This window comes from Nonomuraea sp. CA-143628 (assembly GCF_050942315.1).
GTDB lineage: Bacteria > Actinomycetota > Actinomycetes > Streptosporangiales > Streptosporangiaceae > Nonomuraea.
Genome location: NZ_CP192072.1, coordinates 11,566,914 through 11,585,549, shown reverse-complemented (window position 1 = coordinate 11,585,549; position 18,636 = coordinate 11,566,914). Strand labels below are relative to the sequence as shown.

The window sequence follows — 18,636 nt, the reverse complement described above, 5'->3', positions numbered from 1 at the left end:
TGGAGCACAGCGCCATCGGATGCCCAGCCGCTTGGTTCTAGGACGCCGAGCGGCTGGGCTGTGGGACGCCGAGCCGCTTGGTTTCAGGACGCCGAGCGGCCGGGCTATCGGACGCCGAGCCGCTGTCGCAGGTCTCGGGCCGTGGCGAGGACGTGGTCGATCTCGCCGGGGCTGGGCCAGGGCGCGCTGCCCGGACGCAGCAGCGTGCCGCGCACCGACGCCAGGTGCTCGATCGCGCTGGCGTGCAGGCCGCTGCGCCGGGCCAGCCAGCCCAGCACGTCCGCGTGGTCGTGCAGCGGCCTGGTCGCCAGGTCCCAGGTGCCGAGGATCTCGGCCAGCTCGCGTACGGCCAGCGATACGCCGCCCCGGCGGCCCGTGGCGGCCGCCGCCAGCTCGGCCCGCGCGGCCAGCTCGGGCTCGGCCGGCCGCTCCCACGACGGAGGCGGCGGGTCGGCCAGCCAGCGCGCGGCCTCGTCCGTCTCCCCGGCCGCCGACAGCAGCCCGGCCAGCTCGATGGCCGCCTGGTGATGTCCGGCCAGCGCGGCCTGCCGGAACCAGTGCCGGCCGCCCGCCAGGTCGTTGAACTCGGCGATGAGCAGCAACCCGAAGTGGAAGGCGGACTCGGCGTCGCCGCTGGCCGCCGCCCGGCCGAACCAGTGGCCGGCCCCGGCGGAGTCGCCCAGCTCCACGCAGACGAACCCGGCCATCCGCTGGTCCGCCAGCCGGCCCGCGCTCGCGGCCCGCTCGAACCAGGCACGGGCCGTACGCAGGTCTCCGTGGGCCAGCGCGCTGCCGCCGAGCTGCGAGGCGGCGCCCGGGTGGTCGCTCTTGGCGGCCAGCCTGAAGTAGGCGCCGGCGCCCTCGGGGTCACGGCTGGCCTGGAGGAGCAGGCCGAGGCAGTAGGCCGACTCGGCGTGGCCGCCGCGCGCGGCGCACTCCCACCAGTGCAGGGTCTCCTCGTCCTCGCCCGCCGCGTACGCCAGGAAGCCCAGATCGTGCGCGGAGGCCGCGTCGCCGTCGGCGGCCGCTCGGCGGTGCCACTCGCGCGCCGCCGCGACCTCGCCGGCGTCCTCGCAGATCAGCGCCAGACGCCGGGCGGCCGTCCGGGAGCCCTCGCGGGCCGCGATCTCGAACCAGCGCCGGGCGGCCGGGACGTCGCCGCGCTGCTCCAGCAGCAGCGTGGCCAGGTTGACCGCGGCCTCGACGTCGCCGGTGGCGGCGGCCAGTTTGTACCAGGAGACGGACTCCTCCAGGCTGCCGTGCTTCTCGTGCCAGACGCCCAGGTTGTAGGCACTGTCGATGTTGCCGCCCGCCGCCGCCCGTTCCCACCACTCCTTGGCCGCCGAGCGGTCGCCCCGCTGGGCGCAGAGCCGGCCGAGCCGGTGCGCCGCCTGCGGGTCGCCGGCCCGAGCGGCCATCAGCAGCTCAGGCTCGTCTCCCACCCGTGGCGCCGGAATCGCCGGTGCCGCCACCTCCTCTTGCCACCACGCCATGGCCACAGGGTGCCAGGTAATCGCGCGAATGCGAACAGTAATCGCCGAGGGACTAGGAGAAGTTGATGTAGCCGGTGTACATCCCCATCCCGCATACGTAACGAAGCGACCCGGGACGCTGCGGCGGCAGGTGGACCGTCGCCGGAAGGGCGACGTCCCGCCCGGCGATCGTGACCGTGCTCGTGCAGCCCTGGTCGGCCAGCTTGAAGACGATCTCGACGGGGACTCCCGCACGGGCGGTCACGATCTGCGGCCGGTAGCCGTCGCGGGTCGCCCAGACGGTGACCGTATGGGCACCCTGCCCGGCGCTGTCCCCGCCTGACGCCACCGAACCCGCCGAACCTGCTGGACCCGCCCAACCTGTCGAGCCCGCCGGACCAGCCAAGCCCGTCGGACCCGCCAGCCCCGCCAAGCCTGCCAGGCCCGCCGAACCTGCCGGAGCCGTGAGCCAGCCGCCCAGGCTGATCCCCGAGCCGACCGTCCACAGGCCCGCCGCGAGCGCCGCCACCCCGGCCAGCCGGGCGAGCCTGGTCCGCGAGACGCGCCGCAGGACCCAGCCGAGCAGCGCGAAGGCGGGCGCGGTGCCGAGCACGAACCCGGTCATCACCGCCGCGCCGCCCAGCGGCGAGCCGCTGGAGACCGCGACCATCTCCATGCCGAGTGTCACCCCGCAGGGGATGAGGATGGTGGCCGCGCCCAGCAGCGGCGCGCTCCGGGGCGCCCGCCTGGGGGCCCCGCAGCCGTGTCGCCGCCGGCGGAGCAGCCTGATCGCGTACGTAATGACCGCGACGCCCGCCGCCACGAGCAGCAGCGCCCGCGCCTGCGGAGGCAGGCTGACGGCCGAACCCGCCAGACCGAGCAGCGCCCCGGCGGCCGCGTAGGAGACCAGCCGGCCCGCCAGGAACCACCCCACGAGCACCGGATCGCGCGACGGCCCCCGCTCGCCGCCATCGCAGTCGCTTGAGGTTTCGCGGCCCTCGCAGTCGCCTGAGGTGAGGCCCACGAGCAGCCCGCCCTGCACCACGGTGCAGGACGCGGTCCCCGCCACCAGCCCGGCGGCGAGCCCGCTGGCGAGCAGGGTGATGGCCTGCACGATCAGCCGCGGAGCGCCAGGTCGTCCAGCGCTCCGCTCTTGGCCGCTTCGACGATCGAGCCGAACTGGTCGAGGCTCATCTCCACCCGCTGCCCGAAGTCGTCGGTGATCAGCACCTGACGCTCTTCCGGCGCCGAACGGTCGACGAACAACTCAGGGCAGCCGCAGTTGCATTGGCCGCAGAATCGGGCGATCGACTGCATAAGTGCCCCCACTTCTCGACAGTCCCTAGAGGCAACTTAACGTCGCGAACCGGATGCGGCCAGTCACAGTTGTTTTACCCGAGTGACGGTTTAGCTTTCACCGTGACGGGCGGGTCAGCTCTTGAGCACTGACATCCGCTCGAAGTACTCGTCGTCGCTCATCTCGCCGCGCGCGTACCGCTCCGCGAGGATCCGCTCCGCCGACGTGGTCGCTCCGGCCTCGGTACGGTGCCAGCGACCCTTCTGCCAGGTCCGAGCGGCCAGGGCGACGACGGCCACCCAGAACAGGCCCCAGAGAACCGGGATGATCGGCCAGAATCCAGCGCCCCAGCCCCAATGCGTCATTGTGTTCATACATCCAGGGTCGCCACCGGGCGAGCCCGGCACATCGGACCGTGGGCTCGTCGTGCGCTCCACCCAGGGGAGTGTCCGGCCGCTTTCGTCGTACGCCCGCAGGGGTAGTCGGCCGGCCTCGTCGATGCCCGGCCGCAGCGGCCGGGCGACGGGTCAGGCCCTGGCCTCGATCAGAAAACGGGTGGAGTGGGCGATGAACGGCCCGTCTTCCTGAATGCGTTGGTGCAGCTCGCGCAGCTCTTCGCGATAGCGGTCGACCGAGAAGCCCGGCACCGTCCAGATCACCTTGCGCAGGAAGTAGATCACCGCGCCGATGTCCCGGAACTCCATCCGCAACGACTCGGCCCGCAGGTCGACCACGGTGAGCCCGGCCTGCTCGGCCGCCACCCTGGCCTTCTCGGGGTCTCGGCTGGAGCCGTCCTGCGGGCCCAAGAAGAATTCGGTCAGCTCGGCGACGCTGCGTGCGCCCACCTGCTGGGAGAAGTAGGTGCCACCTGGCCTGAGCACGCGGGCGATCTCGGCCCACCAGGTGCGCACCGGGTGACGGCTGACGACCAGGTCGAAGGCCGCCGTGCGGAACGGCAGGCGGGGCAGCTCGTCGTCGGCCACCACCGCGGCGCCGCGGGCGCGCAGCCGCTTGGCGGCCAGGGCGAGGTTGGGCGGCCACGACTCGGTGGCGACGGTGACCGGCGGGAGCTTCGGGACACCCGCCAGGATCTCGCCGCCGCCGGTCTCGATGTCGAGCGCGGCCTCGGCGGTGGCCATTCGGCCGGCCAGCTGACGGGCGTATCCCCAGGAGGGGCGGGCCTCCGTCGCCCGTCCGTCGAGCCAGGAGAAGTCCCAGCCGTCCACGGAGACCGACTCGGCCTCTTCGACTAGGTCGTCGAACGTGCGGTGGTCCATCGTTCGAGGCTGCCAGGAGGGTGAGACGCGATCAACCCAATTTCAGGCGGTCAGCCAGTCAGCCGGTCACCAGCCGGTCAGTCGTCCGGTCACCGGTCGGTTGTCGGTGGGCCGGTCACCGGTCGGTTGGTTAGGCGGTCAGGCGGACGGTCGGTCAGGCGGACGGTCGGTCGGTCGGTCGGTTGGTTAGGCGGTCAGGCGGGCGCGGACCTCGGCGCGGTCGATGCCGAGCTGGTCGATCAGCTCGGCCACCGGATCGGGCCGTCCCTGTGCGAGCAGGGCCAGCAGCAGCTGGGCCGGTGCGGCGGTGTTCCTGACCTTGCGGGTGGTCGTCTTGATCGTCTGGTTGATCGCCGCCCGCGCGCTGGACGTCAGCGCCGTGCGCGGTACGGCCGGATGCTTGCGCGGCCGGGCCGGGGGGACCTCGCCGACGTCGATCCCGAGCGCCCGCAGCGACGCCCGGTCAAGCTCTTCAAGGGCCGCCCGCGCGCGTTCCAGATCCACGCCGAGCGCTCGGGCGGGGGCCAGATCCGGCTGGCGCAGCAGCCCGAGCAGCAGATGCTCGGTCCCCAGCCGCCGGTCGCCACGCTGCCTGGCCTCCTCCAGCGCCGCGGTCACGACCACTCCGAACGGGCTCTTCTCCGTTCCGAACATGCCAACCCTCACTTTCCGTACTTCGCACCACTTTCGTGCTGCGCGTCACTTTCCGTACTTCGCGTGTACCGACTGCCGCGACATGCCGAGCGCGTCGCCGATCTGCTCCCACGTCCACCCCTGCTCCCTGGCCAGGGCCACGGAGACGGCTTCGACCTGCTCGGCCAGCCGGTGCAGGGCGCCGACCGCGCGCAGCCCCATGGCGGGGTCGTTCGACTTGATGCGCTCAGAGAGTTCTCCCATGTCCACGTCGTCAGGCTAGATTGACAGGGCGAAGTTTGTCAATCTAGCCTGACAAGCATGGAAGAAGTAGTGATCATAGGAGCGGGCCCCACGGGGCTCATGCTGGCCGGCGAGCTGCGCCTGGCCGGCGTCCGTACGACCGTGCTGGAGAAGAGAGCCGAGCCCGGCGACCTCCCCAAGGCCAACGGCCTGGGCGGGCAGATCATCCAGCTGCTCGACCATCGGGGCCTGCTCGAACGGTTCAGCGCGGGCAGCCCGTTCGCCGGACGCGCGCCGGGCTTCCCGTTCGGCTCGGTGCCTCTGAAATTCGCCGAACTGGGCGGCGAGTCCCCGTTACAGCTGCTGATGATCCAGCAGCCCCGCCTGGAGCGGCTGCTGCGCGAGCGCGCGGCCGAGCTCGGCGCCGAGATCAGATCGGGCCATCGGCTGAGGAAGCTCGCCCAGGACGACGAAGGCGTGACGCTGGAGGGTGATGATTTCCGGCTCCGGGCCCGCTATGTCGTCGGCTGCGACGGCGGCCACAGTCTCGTACGCGAGCAGGCGGGCATCGGCTTCCCCGGCACGACGGACGACGAGGTGATGCTGCTCGGCCACTTCACGGCGCCGCAGGCGAACATCTTCGACGTAGCGCAGGTCAATGGCCTGCGGCAGGGCTGGAACCACACCCAGAACGGCCGCCTGCTGCTCACCTCGCTCCAGCCCGGCGTCCACATCGTCGGCGTACGCGAGAAGGGGACGGCGCCCGCGACGGCCGTCACACTGGCGGAGTTCGCGGCCGCGGTGCGCCGGGTCAGCGGCGTCGACCTGCCGCTGGGCGAGCCCATCTGGCTGTCGAGCACCGTCTCGCAGGCCCGCGTCGCCGACCGCTACCGCGAGGGCCGGGTGTTCTTGGCGGGTGACGCCGCCCACCTGTTCCCCGCGGGCGGCTCGGCGTTGAACGTCGGCCTGATGGACACCGCCAACCTCGCCTGGAAGCTGGCCGCCCACCTGAACGGCCAGGCCCCGCCCGGCCTGCTCGACACGTACGAGTCGGAACGTCGCCCGGTGGCCGTCCACACCCTGCGCCACACCCGCGCCCAGGCGGTCCTGGAGCGCCTCACCGGCGAGGACGGCACCGCTCTGCGCGACCTCCTCGGGGAGCTGTTCGCCTTCGACCAGCCCCTGCGCCGCCTCGGCGAACTGCTCCAGGGCTCCGACATCCGGTACGGCACCGCACCCGCTGAGCACGTGAACGGCGGGTGTGCGGTCAGCGGGGAACACCCCCTGACCGGCCGATTCGCCCCTGACCTGGCACTGACCACCACGGAAGGGCCGACCCGCGTGGCGGAGCTCATGCGCCCGGCCCGCTGGGTGCTGCTCAACCTGGGCTTTTCGGAGCTGGACGACCTGGCGCTGGGCAACTTGGCGCTGGGCAACCTGGCCGGCGATGACCGCCTACACGTCGTCGCCGCGCACTGCGTGGACCCGCCCGCCGACGTCCTGCTGATCCGTCCCGACGGCTACGTGGCCTGGGCGGGCACGGACGGCCTGCCCGAGGCGATGACCACCTGGCTCACCCCTCAACCGGCGTAACGGGCCTCAAGCGTCAGCGGGCGTCCGTCTACAGGCGTCTACAGGCGTCAGCGGGCGATGGCCATGCCGAAGGGCACCGGCCCGAGCGCGCGGACGAGGTCGCCGACCATCAGCATGAACGCCTCCGGCACCCGCGCCGTCTCCACCCCACCGAGATCGATGATCCACTCAGCCGCCCACCCCAGGTCGGCCAGCAGGCCACCGACGGCCTTCTTGGCGTCGGCGTCGTTCCCGGACAGAAAGGCAGTGGGCGGGGTGGACAGCCGAGCCGGTTGAGCCATGATCGATTCGTGCACGGTGTTGAGTGTCTTCACCACGCGTACATCTGGCAAGGCCCGCTGGATCTCCTCGGCGAGGCTGCCACCCGGATACAGCAGTGCCGACGCGAAGCCGTGCGCGTCGGATTCGGTGGCGTTGGCGACGTCGACCAGCACCTTGCCCGCCAGCTCCGCCGCGAGGCCGGTGAGCACCTCCACCGACACGGGGCCGGGCATGGCATTGATCACCACCTCCGCCGAACCCGCCGCCTCACGCAGGCCGATGACGGGAAAGACGGCGTCCTCGCGCGGGGCACGAGAGCCCACGATGAGCTCGTGCCCCGCGTCGCGCAGCCGACCGGTGAGGGCTCGGGCCACAGCGCCCGAGCCGAGAACGGCGATCGTCGTCATGCTCTCTTCACTCCTTGATCAGGCAGGATGAGCCCTGCTCATGAGCGAAGTTAGGCGGTGCTACGGTCGAACGGCAGTACGCACTTCAAGGTGACCAACGCACGTGAGGGGATGCCATGACCACTCGCACCGCCGCCCAGCGGCGCGCCGAGAGCCGGCTCTCCTACCAGGCCCGCTTCACCGCCTGCCCGGCCAACCGGCTGATCGAGCGCATCGGTGACAAGTGGGTGGCCGTCCTGCTCAACGAGCTGGCCGACGGCCCGCGCCGCTTCGGCGACCTGGCTCGGGCCATCGCGGGCGCCAGCCAGAAGATGCTCACGGAGACGCTGCGCCACCTCGAACGCGACGGCCTGATCTCGCGTACGGTCACCCCGGCGGTGCCGGTCCGCGTCGACTACGCGCTCACCGACCTGGGGCGGAGCCTCCTGCCCGTCATGGCGGTCATGAAGCAGTGGGCCGAGCAGAACATCGACCGGATCGACAGCGCCCGCGAAGAGTACGACGCGCGCGAGCACTAGAGCCGGTCTTCTGCGGCGAAATCTCCGCGGCGGGAGCAATCGACATCTCCGTGGCGGGAGCGATCGACCACCAAGACATCGGATCTTCAGCTCTTTCTGGCCTCAACTCTTACCGTCGTTCAACCCCAGCCTTGACAGACATCCGATGTTTCACTTACGTTTCCGGTGGATCGATGCTTGCGAAACATTGCGCAAGCCCAGCTGAACACAGTGCCGCGATGACTGAAACGAGGCCGCAGTATGTCGTCGATCGAGGAATTCCGGGAGCGCCGGTTCGGGCTGTTCATCCACTGGGGGTTGTACGCTCTCGCGGCCCGGCACGAGTGGGTCAAGCAGCGGGAGCGGTTGAGCGACGCTGAGTACCAGCGCTATTTCGAGCGTTTCGACCCCGACCTGTTCGATCCCGGTGCGTGGGCTGACGCGGCGGCGGGCGCGGGGATGCGCTACACGGTGCTGACCGCCAAGCATCATGACGGGTTCTGCCTGTGGGACTCGGCGCTCACTGACTACTGCGTGACCGGCACGCCGCACGGCAGGGACCTGGTCGGGCCCTTCGTGTCGGCCTTTCGCGAGCGGGGGATGGGGGTCGGGTTCTACTACTCGCTGCTGGACTGGCACCACCCGGACTTCCCGGTGGACGGGGTCCATCCGGCGTACGTGGAGGGCGAGGAACATGACGAGCGCGATATCGCGAAATATGCGGATTATCTGCATGGGCAGGTCGAAGAGCTCCTGACCCGCTACGGGCAGATCGACACGCTTTGGTTTGATTTTTCGTACTCAAACCGGATTAGGGCTGGCAAGCCGGTCTATCGAGGCAAGGGCAAGGCCGACTGGCGCTCGGAGGAGCTCGTCGCCAAGATCCGCGGCATCCAGCCGGACATCCTCCTCAACGACCGCCTGGAGCTGCCGGGCGACTTCACCACCCCGGAGGCGTACCAGCCGACCGGCCCGGTCGCGGCGGTCTGGGAGGCGTGCCAGACCCTCAACGGCAGCTGGGGCTACTACCGCGACAACCACACCTGGAAGTCGCCCGGGATGCTCATCCGCATGCTGATCGACTCCGTCTCCAAGGACGGCAACCTGCTGCTCAACGTCGGGCCCAACGCGCGCGGCGAGTTCGAGCCCCGCGCCCTGGAGACGCTGCGCGGCATCGGCGACTGGATGCGTCTGCACAGCCGGTCCATCTATGGCGCGGGGCCCAGCCCGTACCAGTCCCCGGAGGACTGCCGCTACACGCAACGCGGCGACCGCCTGTACGTGCATGTGCTCTCCTGGCCGTACCGGCACCTGCACCTGCCCGGACTGGCGGGAAAGGTACGTTACGCGCAGCTGCTCAACGACGCCTCGGAGCTCCGCATGTGGGCGCCGGACCCGACCTTCGACAACGGTCACGTCCATCTGGTGGACATCCCCGAGGGCACCCTCACCCTCGAACTCCCCGTCGAGCCCCCGGACGTCGCCGTCCCGGTCATCGAGCTCATCCTCGACAAGTGACCTGCGCCCGCCCCGTGAGCGATCACGGGGCGGGCGTTCGCGCGGGGTCACTTGCGATAGATGTGAATGTTCTTGAGGTAGTTGTCGCTACGGGCCGACATCCCCGCCCGGCCGTAGAGTCCGCACTTGAAGTAGTGGGTGGCGGCCCCGCGATCGTTGAAGCTGGTCCGGTACTCCCGGTTGACGAAGACGTGCACCTTTCCGGCCGCCGTGTCGTGGACGACGTTGAGCCGGATGTAGGTGTCGTACACCGGTGCGAAGATCTGCGTCGTGGAGTCGTAGTAGTTGATGCTGTTGGTGTTCATGGCCAGCGTCATGAAGGCCGTCGCGGATGTGGCGCCACCGAAGACCTGCATGACGCAGAGCCGGTGCGTTCCGGCGCCGATCTTCATGTCGCACTCGAACTGCGCTTGTCCCGAGGTGTAGTCGTTGTGGAAGCGCAGCTCGCTACGTGGGCCCGAGTCCTGGCCGGGGAAGGTGCTGGGGTCGGTGTCGTACAACCAGAAGTGATGCTCGCCGGTGGCGGCGTCGTAGGTGTGCCGGGTCCGGTCCGGCGGCTGATGGACGGTGTAGCTGGGGGAGATCTCCGTCCACCCGGAGCCGATCGGGCCCGCCGCCGCGGCGGCGGCCGGACGGGACCAGGCGGTCAGGCCCAGACCCGCGGTGGCGGCGGCGCCGGTGACGAAGGTTCTTCTGTCCACGGATGCTCCTAATCCTCGAGACTGATCGCGAATATGTGCATGCGGGAGTTGGCGGCCGGGGAAAGCGAGACGAGTTCCCGCGCGGAGTCGGCGGGGATCGTCTGGTGGAAGAGCTGGACGATGAAACCCTGGCTGCCGGGGGCTGCCAGGGTGTGCCGATAGGTGAGCAGTATGGCCACGTCCTCGCCGAACTCCGGCGAATGGCCCCAGTCGGTCAGCCCCAAGGTGACGGTCTGGCTGGTGCCGTCGGCGTAGCCCAGCGTGACCTGGCAACTGCTGGAGCCGCCCGCGGACAGACCGAGGACGTGTACGTTCGCCGCGCGCCCTCTGGGCACGTCGATCCGCTGCCCTCCGGGGACGAGGTTGTTGAGCTGCCCGCTCTCGTACGACGGGATGAGCCAGTCGATCCCTCCGCTGCGCCACGGCCCGGCGGGTGGCAGTTCCTCCGCGGGGAGGGTGAAGCCGCCCCCGAGGTCCCCGTCGGCGCGCCCGTCCAGGTAGGTGACGGCGTCGTGGTTCAGCACGGAGGTCAGCGGGATGGGGGTGCTGCGTCCGCGCTCGACGCGGGGCTTGCCCCACGCGTACGGGGCGCCCGCCGGCGCGATCGACAGGTCCGGCCGAGCCCCTTCGGTGAAGATCAGGGCCTCCTGCCCGGCCGCGAGGTCGATCTCCAGGACGTCGCCGACCAGCCGGTGCGCGACCTCGCGGCCGTGCATGGACTTCACGGCCCACGGGCCCGGCAGGCCGTTCGGGACGATCCTGCACGGCTCGCCCGCCAGGCTCTTGATTCGGACGAACGCGGTCGAGCCCGCCCGCCTTACCGCGCTCACCTCGAACGCGCCCTCGGCGCGCAGGTTATGGAAGGCGACATCGGCCCAGCCCGCCGGGATGGCGGGAAAAATCCGGATCTCGGAGCCGCGTGATGAGATCAGCAGGTCATGGACCGACTGCGCCCCCGACAGCGGGGTCTCGATGACCGGGCCCGCCTCCGCGTACATCGTGTTGGGTTTCACGAAGCGGTCGAGCAGCGTGTCGAGGTACCCCAGTGCCCTGTCCCCGTCACCCAGCATCGCGCTCATCGACGCCGCGCCGGTGAAGGTGTAACCCTGCAGGCCGGAGGGGAAGCTGACCCAGTGCCGCAGCGAGCGCTCCAGCAGGTCACGGTTGGGGGAATCAGCAAGGTCGAGCTGGTTGAGCGGATAGAACCACAGCAGGTGTGAATAGTGCCGATGTCCCGAGGTGAGCTGCCGGTCGGCGCCGATCCACAGGCCGTCGGGGCCCTGCGGGGGCGTGACCAGCTTGTCGAGCACCTCGCGCCAGCGCGGGGCCAGGTCGTCGGAGACGTCCAGCCGGTCGACCGTCCACAGCAGCGTCCGGCAGCCCCAGGTGATCAGCGCCAGGTCGAAGTTGCAGTCGGAGGTGGTGTCGTACTCGGGGGAGAACGTACGCGGCAGGTGCAGCCGGCCGTCCGCGCCCTCGGTCAGGAAGTGCAGGTAATAGTTGATCGCCCGGCGCAGCAGCGGGTAGATCAGGTCACGCAGCAGCGCCTCGTCCATCGTGTGCCGGTAGGCCAGCCAGACATTGTGCAGCGTCCACGGCAGGTTGCCCAGCTCCAGCAGGCTCTTGGCGGTGGTGGCCGAGCCGGCGGGTTCCAGCACGGGCGTGCGCAGGTCCTCCTGGCTCGTCCGGCTCAGCCCCGCCGAGTCGTCCCGGTACGCCTCGGGCACGTTGAGCGGCAGGTTGTCGCGGTAGGCGGCCAGCGAGGAGGTCAGCGAGTCCAGCTCGCCATGCCCCGTCGCGTAGATCAGCCAGTACTCCAGCTGCACGTTGAGGTTCCACCAGATCGCCGGCCAGGGCGTGGGCTCCAGCCACGGGCCCGTGGTGCTGAGCGGCGGCAGTCCGCGCCGCGTCGCTGAGGCGATCTTGTAGAGCTGGATCCAGTAGAAGCTCTGCAGCCTGGCGTCGGGGATCGAGACGAAGCTCTTGGGATAGTAGGCGTGCCACCAGCGCCGATGCTCGGCGAGCCCGGAATCCCGGCCGAGTGTCCGCCTGGCCTTGTCCGTGGCGGTCCGGTCGGGGAACGTGTGCGCGACGGTGGCCAGCAGCCGGCCGCCCCCTACTCGCCACGCGGTCGTGATCCGGCCGCCCGCCGCCAGATCCTGCTCGCACAGGTCCCGCCCGACGACGGGATCGGGGTTGTCCAGGAGCCCCGACGGCTTGGCGTTGAACATCAGCCACGTGCTCTCGGCCTTGAACGGGACGAAGTCCCACTCCACCCGCTCGCCACGGCCCGCGTCCGCGTCGACGACCAGCAGGTCCGTGGTCGCGTGGACGTACGCGCGGATCTTGACCGTGCCCTTGGAGGTGGTGACCGTGCCGCTCAGTTCGGCGTCGAACAGCGACAGCCGCAGGTCCACGTCCACGACCTCGCCGATGGTGGCCAGGACGAAGCGGCCCACGCGTAACCGGGCGCTCCCCACCGACGCGCCGCCGGTCGCCTGGTGGTCGCGGACCCGGTTGTCGCCGAGGGTGAAGGCCAGGCGGCCCTCGCGCGTGACGTACGCGGCGGCGCCCAGGCCGCCGTTGCCGAGGAACGGCGCCTCGTAGAAGTGCCGCGGCGGCTGGCCCCAGCGCAGGTCCTGGTCGCCGAGGAACGACGCCCAGTCCACGCGGACCTTCAGTCGTGGGGGACCGCTTAGAGACGGCAATAGTGACGGGGCGGCGAGACCGGCGAACGTACCGCCGAGCACAGTGCGGCGGCTGAGTGAATGGTCCATGTGTGCCACCTAGGAGGGGAGCCGGAGTACAGCGGAGTGGGTGTGGCCGCGGGTGCCGCCGACCGCGACGGAGACGGTCCGCCCGGCCAGCCGGACGGTGTCGTCGCCGCTCACGACGGCCTTGACCGGCCAGGGCAGCGTGACCGACACGGCCTGCGCGGTACGCGAGGGATCGGAGAGCGCGATGCGCAGGGTCCGGCCGTCGCGGCGGATCAGCAGCGAGCACGGTCCGTCCGCGGTGATCGGGCCGTCGGGTGCCCTGACCGATCCCGCCTGCCAGAAGTTGACCGCGTGCAGACGCAGCCGCCCGCACCGCACGGCCTGCGCCGTCGAGGTGTTGGCCAGCACCTCGACCTGCGGCCTGGCGGCGTAGCGGGAGGTGGCGGCGGCCGAGGCGCCCGGCAGCACCGAATAGGCGTAGTGAGCGTCCGCCGGGTTCGTGCCATGGTCGAGGACGATCGTCGTGTACCGCAGGGTCCGTGGCACGGTGTCGCCCTTGGTGGTCGGCCCCTGGTCGATGTCCCACCAGGCTCCGGTGCGCGACTGGCTCTTCACCTCGGCCCTGGCCCGGTCGAGCTGCACGTACCCGCCGACCCCTTGGAGGTGCGCCCACCCGCGGCCCTCGGTCGGCGTGGCCTGGGTGGCGCGGTTCTCCACGACCGTCTCGATCCGCCGCCCGTCGGTGGCGGTGATGCCCGCGCCCAGCGCGATCACCGAGTCGTCCAGCAGGAACCAGGACTTCCTGGCCCGCAACGTGGAGCCGTCGGCGATCAGGTCCATGCCCGCCGCGCCGAGACCGTCGAGCGCCGTGCCGCCGGCCCACTTGGCGGGCGGCAGGTAGTTCCTGCCGTGCGGGATGTTTTCGCGCTGCCGGGTGTCCACCGTGGTGCCGGGCATCCGGTACGGGTCGATGGTCGGCCAGAGGTCGTCGTTCCAGTGCGACAGGTCTTCGGTGTAGAGGTAGGTCATGCCGTCGCCGGTGTACCAGCCGTGCAGGTTCTCCAGGTTGATCCCCTCGGCCGCGCCTATCCGCTCCGAGCACATCGAGATCGCGTACGCCCAGGTGGCACGCCGGTGCACGACGCGGTCCATGTCGGCGAAGACGTACGTGCCCTCCGTACGCGGGCCCTCAGGGACGTTGCCGTCGGTCAGGATCGCCTTGGCCTGCCGTACGGCGGGCAATCCCGCGCGGGCGAGGAACGGGTGCACGGTGTTGCGCGTCACCCAGCCCTTGATGATCGGCCGCCACCGCTCCGCGTAGGCGGGAGGGGCGCCCTCCAGCAGGATCAGGATGCCCTCCAGCGCCTTCTGCCCCGCTTCCGCGTCGCGCCAGCCCTGCACGCTGATCTGGCGCCCGCGGACCGTGTCCATCATCAGCCCGTCGTAGATCAGCGGGACGAACGATCGATCGACGATGTCGAAGACGTTGACCACGTCGGGGTCGGCGATGTCCCACGGGGAGCCGGCGTAGAGCGTGATCAGCCGGGCGACGCCGTCGAGGTAGTCCGTGCCGTACGCGCCGGTGTACGGGTAGAACTCGTGCTGGATGAACGAGCCGTCCCGGTAGAAGCCGTCGCGCGGGCCCTCGGTCAGCTTGAGCAGGCTCCACCGGCCGCCGCCCAGCTTGTCGGAGATCGCGTCCCTGGCCAGCTCGATCGCGCTCGCGTCCTTGGTGAGGACGCCGCGCATGGCCACCGCCATGGCCTTGTTCGTGCGGTTGGCACCGGTCTCGATGATCGTCGTGTTGCTGATGCGGTGGTCGGCGTCCGGGCACCAGCGCAGCAGCGGCTTGAACCACAGGTCCAACCGGCCCGCCGGGATGCCCTCGTAGAGCAGGGCGCAGGCGTCGGTCAGCGAGCGGGGCACGCCGATCTCCCACCAGAACCAGTTGCTGTTCTGCCGGTCCAGCCGTTCGTTGTAGGCGTGCTCGTACAGGAAGTCCAGCGCGCCGACCACGTCGGCGGCGAAGGCGGGATCCCGGTACATCCGCGTGCCCGGCGTGGCCCAGCCCAGCGCCATGCCGCGCGCCTGCGAGTAGGCCCGGCTGAAGTTCCCGGTACGCGGGTCGTCGAGCGGCAGGTCGTCCCAGAGACTCGGCCGTGCCGGGGTGGGATTCAGCGAGGCCCGGAGCGAGGCGGCGGCGGAGTCGACGGCGGCCACCTTGGCGGCGAAGTCGGGATCACCCGGGTCGAACGAGCCGCCCGCGATCATGCCGGTCCACCGCAGGCGAGCCGCCTCGAACGCGTCGTCGGCGAGCATGCCGGTCCACGGGAGACGGATCGCGTCGTCCGCGTGTGCCTGAGCGGGAAGTCCCAGGGCAGCGGTCGCGGTTGCGCCAGCGGAGAGAGTCAGGAAGGTGCGTCGGGTGAGGGGGGTCATCAACGGCTCTTCTCTCCCGTGGGACGCGGCCATTAGAGTCCCTGTCCGGGGGATTGCGAAACATTGCGAAACACCAATCTGCCGGAAACGTAGGCGAAACATCGGATGTCGTCAAGGGCCCCACCTGAGGCGGCAGACTAAGAGGCGGGAGGGTGTGAAACAGTGGAAGACGTGGAAGACATCGCGGCGGAACGGCGCAGCACAATGGCGGACATCGCCGCACAGGCCGGAGTCTCGGTCTCGACGGTGTCGAAGGTGCTCCACGGAAGGTCGGATGTCTCAGCGAAGACCCGGGGCAAGGTCCAGCGGCTGCTGGGCCAGCATGGCTACACGCTGCCCGGCCGCTACGAGCAGCCCGGCGGCCTGATCGAGTTCGTCATCAACGAGCTGGACAACCCCTGGGCGGTGGAGCTGATCCGCGGCGCCGAGGAGGCGTTGCAAGCCGAGGGCATGGGCTTGGTCGTCTCGGCCGTACACAAGCGGAGCAAACTGGCCCGCCAGTGGCTCGACGACCTCGCCACGCGCGGATCGCTGGGCGCCATCCTGGTCATCTCCGAGCTGTCAGCCGACCAGGAGCAGGAGCTCAACCGGCTGGGCATCCCGTTCGTGGTGGTGCAGCCGTCCGTGGACGAGGGCCCCGACGTCCCATCGGTCGGCTCGACCAGCTGGAACGGCGGCTTCACCGCCACCAGGCACCTGATCGAGCTCGGCCACCGCCGGATCTCGATGATCACCGGCCCGGCCCACCGGCTGACCTCACGGGCCAGACTGGACGGCTTCCGCGCCGCCCTCGACCAGGCCGGCCTGGAGGTCGACCCGGCCTTGATCCGGTACGGCGACTACAGCCACGAGCCCGCCTACCACCACGCCCTCGAACTGCTGAGCCTGCCGGACCGCCCCACGGCCGTCTTCGCGGGCAACGACCTGCAGGCACTGGCGACGTACCGGGCGGCCCGGCAGTTGGGCCTGCGAGTGCCGGACGACGTGAGCGTGGTCGGCTTCGACGACCTCTCCTTCGCCCAGTGGATCGCCCCCACACTCACCACGGTGCGCCAGCCCTTGGCCAACATGGCGGCGATGGCCGCCCGCATGCTGATCCAGCTCATCAACGGTCAGGAGCCGGAGACGCTGCGGGTCGAGGTGGCGACCAGCCTGGTGATCCGCGAGAGCACCGCCCCCGCCCCCTGACCGCGCCTTCGAACGGGCGCGCCGCAGGGGCCTGGGTGCCGACGACCTTCTTACAGCCGGGATCGAGCAGCGTCGGTCGTCCGGCCCGTCGACCGTCGTCCGGGTTGCCACACAAGCCTTCCCGCTGCCGAACTGGTGTTCCTGTCGGTTTGCAGAGCGCGCCGGGCGGCTCCGACCTCCTCGACGAGGAGGTGTTCCGCCCGGACCTGTGGGCCGCTTATTTTCATGGCGGCTCACAGAATTTCTCCATCACCAATCTAGGCGACTCCGGGCTAACTTGGCGAAGCTTGGTCGCTACCTACCCGCGTGATAGAAGGTTGAGTGTCCCATGGAGCCGCAATATGCGCACGCCCGAGGATCTCTAGGCGCTCGGTGCTTCTCGCGCTTGAGACGCCTCGGTGGAAACGCGCAAGCGAAGTTGAAGATCCACAATATTGCGTAGAGCACCAACCAGCCCAGAGCGCCTTCAGGTAGGCGTGGCGGGTTCGCCCACGGTCCGGCGCTTCCCAGGAACCAAGAGGTCGCGAGACCTATAACCCAATGAATCGGGATAATCATGATAACTGACGCGATTGTGGCTAATATGACGCAGCGCCTCGAGTGTCCGTTCATGTGATTACCTCCAGCGCTTTATGCACGCTATAAGCATCCACGCGCCCATGAGTATTTTAGTCGCAACCGTGATTCCAATAATTGATCGCGGCGGGTGTGCACATCAACAGTCCGGACAGGATTGCTGAGGCGGCACCAAACACGAGCTTCCGGGACTAGCGCTCAAAGAGGTAGCCCCAGAACCCCACAACGGTCAAGATCGCAAAGATAATGATCACTAGGCACGGCCACGGGAGGAGGAGGCATCCACACCCCGGGCTATTCGGCGCTAGCGGACCGTTCACCCTGTCATGCGCAGCAGAGTCCATACGCCTCTACCCCCTGATCGCTTCCCCCGACACGATGTGACGCCGACAACGCTAGCCTCGACCCTCCGTGACCGCTGGTGACGAATACGTCATGGGGTTGTAGGCCGCTCGGCTGTCTAGACAAAGCGCCTTGAATATGCCACGGGGTCGGTGGCGCGTTAATGCCATCTGTCGCCGCAGGTCATGCGCATGATCGGGCACGAACTGATCTACCTGGAGTCGCGCGGCAACGCCCGCCGCAGTGCCGCCCGCCGCGGCCGCTCAGGCACCGCCTCGTGCACCCCGCTTTGAGCCCGCCCAATGCGGGCCGCGCGGCCGGCGCGAGCAATACGTGGGCGCGGTCGGCGGCGCCGGTCCTGGCCCGCGGCCCCGGTCTGGCGAACCGTCACCCCGGTCGCGCCGACGACAGGCCGATGCGGATGTGGTTGCAGGTCGCTCAGCTGCGACTCAGAGACTGATGAGCGCTTCGTGGAACGTCCGTGTGTCGGTGTCGTCAGGCCAGCGCTCGCGCAACTCGCCATCCAGCGTCCGTAGTTCGCGGCGAATGCGGGCAGAGCCTGTCTGATGGGCGATGCCCAGCGCCTCGCGCCCCAGGTGGACGGCGCGGCTCGGCTCTGCGAGGGAGGATTGGGCGACGGCTACGGCGGGTTTGGCCGTGAGGTGGCCGCGGTCGCGGGTGAGGTTGGGGGGGAAGTTTGCCGATCTGGGCTTGGAGGATGTCGGCGCGACCGGCGGCCCGGTGGCAGACGGCGCTTTGCTCCTGGAGCGTGTCGAGGTCGTAGGAATGCAGGTAGACCGGTACGTGCTGACGGGTGACTTGCGGATGGTCGCGGAGGGTTTCGGCGGCTTGGTCGAGAAGGGTGAAGCACTCGTCGAGCTCACCGAGCATGGCCAGTCCACGGGCTTGTTGCTGGGCGGCGAGGGCGTCCAGCTTCGGCTCCAGCGCGTCAGGGTCGCGGCGGGCGGCGCCGGCGAGTTGGACGACGGCGGCGTGATCATCGGTCAAGCAGGCGATGTTGGACTGCCGTACCAGCAGGTAGGCCGACATTTGGGAATCTCCTGCGCACTGGGACCATTCAGCGGCTCGCCTGGTCCAGTGCATGGCGTTTTCGAGTTCGCCGAGGTCTTGGTGCAGCCAGCCGGCCATCTCGGCGTACTGGGCCAGCACCTGAAGCAGTGACGCGGCGTGGCGGGTGCCAGCGCCACGGCGGAGCTCGTCCAAGACATCGATCTGCGCCAACACCGGGCGAAGCAGGGAGAGAGGGCCGAGCATCTTGTCAGCGGCGTAGTGCTCGGCCAGCACGCGCCGGAAGTAGTCGATGACTTCGCCGTCGATGCGCGATGGTTGCTCGATCGCGCGGGCCACACGCTGGGCTTGATCCGGATCACTGAGGCCGGGCAGAAGGGAGGTGAGTGCTCCGCCGGTGAGCAACTGGGTGAACTGGCGTCGTGAGAGCGTCACGCGCACGCTCC

The 18,636-nt window shown here is 69.8% G+C and carries 16 protein-coding genes; 4 read left to right on the top strand and 12 right to left on the bottom strand.

The window, feature by feature from the left end:
- Nucleotides 1–104 precede the first annotated feature (104 nt).
- The 7 genes from ACQP2T_RS52355 to ACQP2T_RS52325 all read right to left on the bottom strand — a co-directional run bounded on the left by ACQP2T_RS52355 (nt 105) and on the right by ACQP2T_RS52325 (nt 4,943).
- The gene (locus tag ACQP2T_RS52355; protein WP_433512263.1) at nt 105–1,493 is read right to left on the bottom strand and encodes a tetratricopeptide repeat protein; all 1,389 of its coding nucleotides are present in this window, start codon (nt 1,491–1,493) and stop codon (nt 105–107) included.
- A 52-nt stretch (nt 1,494–1,545) separates the two neighbouring features.
- Nucleotides 1,546–2,586 carry an urease accessory protein UreH domain-containing protein gene (locus ACQP2T_RS52350; RefSeq protein ID WP_433512262.1) on the bottom strand — a complete coding sequence of 347 codons (1,041 nt, stop codon included), beginning with the start codon at nt 2,584–2,586 and terminating at the stop codon, nt 1,546–1,548.
- Nucleotides 2,587–2,588: 2 nt separating this feature from the next.
- Nucleotides 2,589–2,789, bottom strand: a complete 201-nt coding sequence (locus ACQP2T_RS52345; RefSeq protein ID WP_358180002.1) for a hypothetical protein — start codon at nt 2,787–2,789, stop codon at nt 2,589–2,591.
- Between the two features lie 114 nt (nt 2,790–2,903).
- Entirely contained in the window at nt 2,904–3,143 is a 240-nt protein-coding gene (locus ACQP2T_RS52340) for an SHOCT domain-containing protein (RefSeq protein ID WP_433512261.1), read from the bottom strand.
- Between the two features lie 153 nt (nt 3,144–3,296).
- Nucleotides 3,297–4,046 (bottom strand): class I SAM-dependent methyltransferase, encoded by a 750-nt coding sequence (locus tag ACQP2T_RS52335; protein WP_433512260.1) that lies wholly within the window; start codon nt 4,044–4,046, stop codon nt 3,297–3,299.
- A gap of 186 nt (nt 4,047–4,232) precedes the next feature.
- A complete protein-coding gene (locus tag ACQP2T_RS52330; RefSeq protein ID WP_433512259.1) occupies nt 4,233–4,700 on the bottom strand; it encodes a Clp protease N-terminal domain-containing protein in 468 nt (155 codons plus the stop codon).
- A gap of 45 nt (nt 4,701–4,745) precedes the next feature.
- Nucleotides 4,746–4,943 carry a helix-turn-helix domain-containing protein gene (locus ACQP2T_RS52325; RefSeq protein WP_214633670.1) on the bottom strand — a complete coding sequence of 66 codons (198 nt, stop codon included), beginning with the start codon at nt 4,941–4,943 and terminating at the stop codon, nt 4,746–4,748.
- A gap of 57 nt (nt 4,944–5,000) precedes the next feature.
- Here ACQP2T_RS52325 and ACQP2T_RS52320 point away from each other — a divergent pair, with 57 nt between their 5' ends.
- Nucleotides 5,001–6,515 carry an FAD-dependent monooxygenase gene (locus ACQP2T_RS52320; RefSeq protein WP_433512258.1) on the top strand — a complete coding sequence of 505 codons (1,515 nt, stop codon included), beginning with the start codon at nt 5,001–5,003 and terminating at the stop codon, nt 6,513–6,515.
- 47 nt (nt 6,516–6,562) lie between these two features.
- Here ACQP2T_RS52320 and ACQP2T_RS52315 read toward each other — a convergent pair whose 3' ends face one another.
- The gene (locus tag ACQP2T_RS52315) at nt 6,563–7,183 is read right to left on the bottom strand and encodes an NADPH-dependent F420 reductase (RefSeq protein WP_433512257.1); all 621 of its coding nucleotides are present in this window, start codon (nt 7,181–7,183) and stop codon (nt 6,563–6,565) included.
- 116 nt (nt 7,184–7,299) lie between these two features.
- Here ACQP2T_RS52315 and ACQP2T_RS52310 point away from each other — a divergent pair, with 116 nt between their 5' ends.
- Entirely contained in the window at nt 7,300–7,701 is a 402-nt protein-coding gene (locus ACQP2T_RS52310) for a winged helix-turn-helix transcriptional regulator (RefSeq protein WP_433512256.1), read from the top strand.
- 240 nt (nt 7,702–7,941) lie between these two features.
- Complete coding sequence (locus ACQP2T_RS52305) at nt 7,942–9,198, top strand: alpha-L-fucosidase (protein WP_433512255.1); 1,257 nt, start codon at nt 7,942–7,944, stop codon at nt 9,196–9,198.
- A 47-nt stretch (nt 9,199–9,245) separates the two neighbouring features.
- Here the strand turns inward: ACQP2T_RS52305 and ACQP2T_RS52300 are convergent, their stop codons facing one another.
- Genes ACQP2T_RS52300 through ACQP2T_RS52290 form a run of 3 tightly spaced genes read right to left on the bottom strand, consistent with a single transcriptional unit; the run spans nt 9,246 to nt 15,055 of the window.
- Nucleotides 9,246–9,899 carry a polysaccharide lyase family 7 protein gene (locus ACQP2T_RS52300; RefSeq protein WP_433512254.1) on the bottom strand — a complete coding sequence of 218 codons (654 nt, stop codon included), beginning with the start codon at nt 9,897–9,899 and terminating at the stop codon, nt 9,246–9,248.
- Between the two features lie 8 nt (nt 9,900–9,907).
- The gene (locus ACQP2T_RS52295) at nt 9,908–12,676 is read right to left on the bottom strand and encodes a glycosyl hydrolase family 95 catalytic domain-containing protein (protein WP_433512253.1); all 2,769 of its coding nucleotides are present in this window, start codon (nt 12,674–12,676) and stop codon (nt 9,908–9,910) included.
- A gap of 9 nt (nt 12,677–12,685) precedes the next feature.
- Nucleotides 12,686–15,055, bottom strand: a complete 2,370-nt coding sequence (locus ACQP2T_RS52290) for a polysaccharide lyase 8 family protein (RefSeq protein ID WP_433512252.1) — start codon at nt 15,053–15,055, stop codon at nt 12,686–12,688.
- Between the two features lie 162 nt (nt 15,056–15,217).
- On the opposite strand from ACQP2T_RS52290, the gene ACQP2T_RS52285 reads away from it, so the two are divergent.
- The gene (locus tag ACQP2T_RS52285; RefSeq protein ID WP_433512251.1) at nt 15,218–16,243 is read left to right on the top strand and encodes a LacI family DNA-binding transcriptional regulator; all 1,026 of its coding nucleotides are present in this window, start codon (nt 15,218–15,220) and stop codon (nt 16,241–16,243) included.
- Nucleotides 16,244–17,656: 1,413 nt separating this feature from the next.
- Here ACQP2T_RS52285 and ACQP2T_RS52280 read toward each other — a convergent pair.
- Nucleotides 17,657–18,625: a hypothetical protein gene (locus tag ACQP2T_RS52280; RefSeq protein WP_433512250.1), complete on the bottom strand. Its 969-nt coding sequence runs from the start codon at nt 18,623–18,625 to the stop codon at nt 17,657–17,659.
- Nucleotides 18,626–18,636 lie beyond the last annotated feature (11 nt).